A 3001-nucleotide genomic window follows, 5' to 3' on the forward strand; every position below is an offset into this window, starting at 1 on the left:
GGACATAGGAAGCTCCTCGATCATCCTCCAAAATTTTTCCAGCATCCAACATATTACTCCTATCCAGCGTACATCTTCTTATTGACAGGATGAGGCTGTAATCCGATGAGATTCCGGAAGTTCTCTTCCCAATACGCGATAATAAATTTCTTCATACTGTTGTGTGGTGATATCATTACAAAACGTGAATCTGGCACGGTCCAAACAATTTTGCACCACTTGCTCATACAGTACTTGGTTGCTGAGCAGGTTCACTACATGATCTGCCATCGCTTCCGTATCGCCCACATTGGCAAGGTAACCGGTTTCCCCATGCGTAATCAGCTCGGGAATCCCTCCTGCATTTGAACCAATGGTTGGCACACCACAGGCCATAGCTTCCAAAGCGACCAATCCGAAGCTCTCTTTCTCCGAAGGCAGGAGCATGACATCAGCAAGCGAAATCACCTGTGATACGTCATCCTGCAGCAGGGGACGTATGAAGTAACGACGTTCCGCCAAGAGGCGGAGTACGAAGGCTTCCGCCGCCCGACTTCCGTCGCCTATATCTCCGACTTGATGGAGGATCTGAAGCGGCGTGATTTTACCATGAACGCGATGGCGATGGACCGCGAAGGCGAAGTGATCGATCCGTTTGCTGGGCAAAAGGATCTCGCTTTAGGTGTGCTCCGCTGCGTAGGCCAAGCGGAAGAACGCTTCGGCGAAGATGCGCTGCGCATGCTTCGCTGCATCCGCTTTGCCTCGACCTATGAACTGCAGGTCGAGGAGAGCACGTGGTTGGCGCTGCTTGCGCAAGCCCCGCTGCTGCGCCACATCGCCATGGAGCGCGTGCGCAGCGAGCTCCAGCGCATGATTGACGGCCCCGCCCCTGCGCGGGCCGTCAGGCTGCTTCTGGCGAGCCGCCTAACGGCGCACTTCAAAAAGCAGCTACCGCTGCCTTTTGAGCGCTGGCTCGCCTGGGATGACGCGCTGGACGCTGTCAGCGCGCTGGATGGGCAGCATGACCGCTGGTCCATGCTGCTGATGCTCCTGGAGGTGCCGGCGGACGTTGTCCGCACGGCGCTCCAGGAGCTGACCTTCTCCCGCGCCKACGGCGACGCGGTATGGGCTGTATTGGCCCTGCGCGAAGCTGTGGCCGCTTCATCATCAGACCCTGCTCGGCTGGAGCGGGTCTGGAAGCTTGGCGCGGTGCGCAGCGGCATAACCGCCGCCCGCGCGCTGCTGCGGCTGCTGCGTGAGCTGCAGCCCGCTAGCGGTCAGCGCGGCGAGCTCGCGCTGTTTCTTGAAGCCACCGCGCCGGAGCTGGTGCGCCGCGGGGAGGATTGGCTGAGCGAGGTACCCTGCTTCAGCCTGAAGGAACTCGCCATATCCGGCAAGGATTTGGCGTCAGAACTGGCCATGCAGCCGGGCCCATGGATGGGCAGACTGCTGCAGGAATTGCTGGAAAAAACCGCGCTCGGGGAATTTCCGAACGAGCGAGAATCGCTTTTACAAGCCGCGCGTGCTGCGAAGTAGCAGTGCGCGTGGTTTTTTTACTTGGGTTCCTCTCGTGCTTTTGACTCGTGTTTTCTCTTGTGTTTTTACTTGCGTTATCTCTCGTGTTTTCTCTCGAGTTTTTTACTCGTGTTTTCTTTCATGTTTTCTCTTGTGTTTTTACTTGCGTTTTTCAACTAGTTAGTTAATTGGAGTGAACAAAATGAATGAGCGGATTTTAGAATTATTCCAAGAATCGCCAGAAACTTACGTGTCAGGTGAGGAAATCAGCCGTAGATTAAACGTGAGCCGAACGGCGATTTGGAAGCATATCGAAGAGCTGCGGGCGGCTGGTTATGAATTTGAGGCAGCCCCACGCAAGGGTTATCGGTTGGTGAGTAAACCGGATAAATGGCAGGTGGCCGAGCTGCTGCAGGGATTGAAGACGAAAGTGCTGGGACAAAAGGTGCATGTGTATGGGGAAGTTGATTCTACCCAGACGATTGCGCACGCTCTAGTAGCGTCAGGGGCTTCTGAGGGCACGCTTGTGCTTGCTGAGGCACAAACAGCTGGGCGTGGCCGAATGGGACGTGCATGGCATTCTCCAGCGGGTAAAGGCATATGGATGAGCTTGGTGCTAACGCCAAAGGTGCCTGTTTACTTCATGCCGCAGCTAACTTTACTGAGTGCTGTCGCGCTTTGTCGGTCGATTCAGAAAGTATGCCGCGTCGACATTGGGATTAAGTGGCCGAATGATTTGCTGATTAAAGGGAAGAAAGTCAGTGGTATTTTGCTGGAGAGCAGCGGTGAGGATGAACGGCTGAAGTAGTCATTGCCGGGATTGGGATCTCCGTGAATTTGAAAGTTGAGGATTACCCGGAGGAACTGCGTTCGGTTGCAACTTCTTTGGCGATTGAATCGGGAACGGATATCAAGAGAGAAACGTTGGTACAAGTTTTTCTTTTAGAATTCGAAGAGCTGTATGCTTTGTACTTGGAAGAAGGTTTCGCCCCAATACGATTGCTTTGGGAAGCCTTGAGTGTCACGCTCAAGCGTCCTATCCGAACCCATACACCTAATGGTGTGATTGATGGGATTGCGGACTCCTTGGATGACTCAGGCGCGTTAACGGTGATCAAAGAGGACGGAGAGAGAATCAAAGTCTATTCTGGCGATATTGAACTGCGTTAGAAAAATTAAGGTATCATTTGGAAGCTACATTTGGTATAATTGAATAACGAGGCGGTATCCTTAAAGGAACTGCACTTGCTGCTATACAAGCGTAGTAACATGGTCAACTCAGCCAAATAACGAGTAAACAAGATGTTGGATTCTGCTCTGAGCCTACGGGACCGAGACAGAAGAATCATTGGATTCTTTCTGCACGCGATCCTTTTAGCTCTTAGCTAAAAGGTTTTTTTATTTTATATGAGGAAGCTGGGATACAAATGGAAAAGCGGAAGCCGCTAACAACAGCCAGAATGAGAAAAATGAAGCAAGACGGCGTRCCTATTACGATGGTAACGGC

General features: G+C 52.7%; 2 protein-coding genes and 1 pseudogene. 2 read left to right on the forward strand and 1 reads right to left on the reverse strand.

Features of this window, described 5'->3' with window-relative positions:
- Positions 1-78 precede the first annotated feature (78 nt).
- On the reverse strand, positions 79-582 hold the full coding sequence (locus AC1DUA_RS31725) for a glycosyltransferase (protein ID WP_477503530.1): 504 nt from the start codon (positions 580-582) through the stop codon (positions 79-81).
- On the opposite strand from AC1DUA_RS31725, the gene AC1DUA_RS31730 reads away from it, so the two are divergent.
- Positions 463-1515 carry a tRNA nucleotidyltransferase/poly(A) polymerase-related protein gene (locus AC1DUA_RS31730; protein WP_477503531.1) on the forward strand — a complete coding sequence of 351 codons (1053 nt, stop codon included), beginning with the start codon at positions 463-465 and terminating at the stop codon, positions 1513-1515. The genes AC1DUA_RS31725 and AC1DUA_RS31730 overlap by 120 nt on opposite strands.
- A 181-nt stretch (positions 1516-1696) precedes the next feature.
- A pseudogene (locus tag AC1DUA_RS31735) lies at positions 1697-2664 on the forward strand (biotin--[acetyl-CoA-carboxylase] ligase).
- The last annotated feature ends 337 nt before the right edge of the window (positions 2665-3001 follow it).

Source organism: Paenibacillus sp. 01T422, from assembly GCF_056398785.1.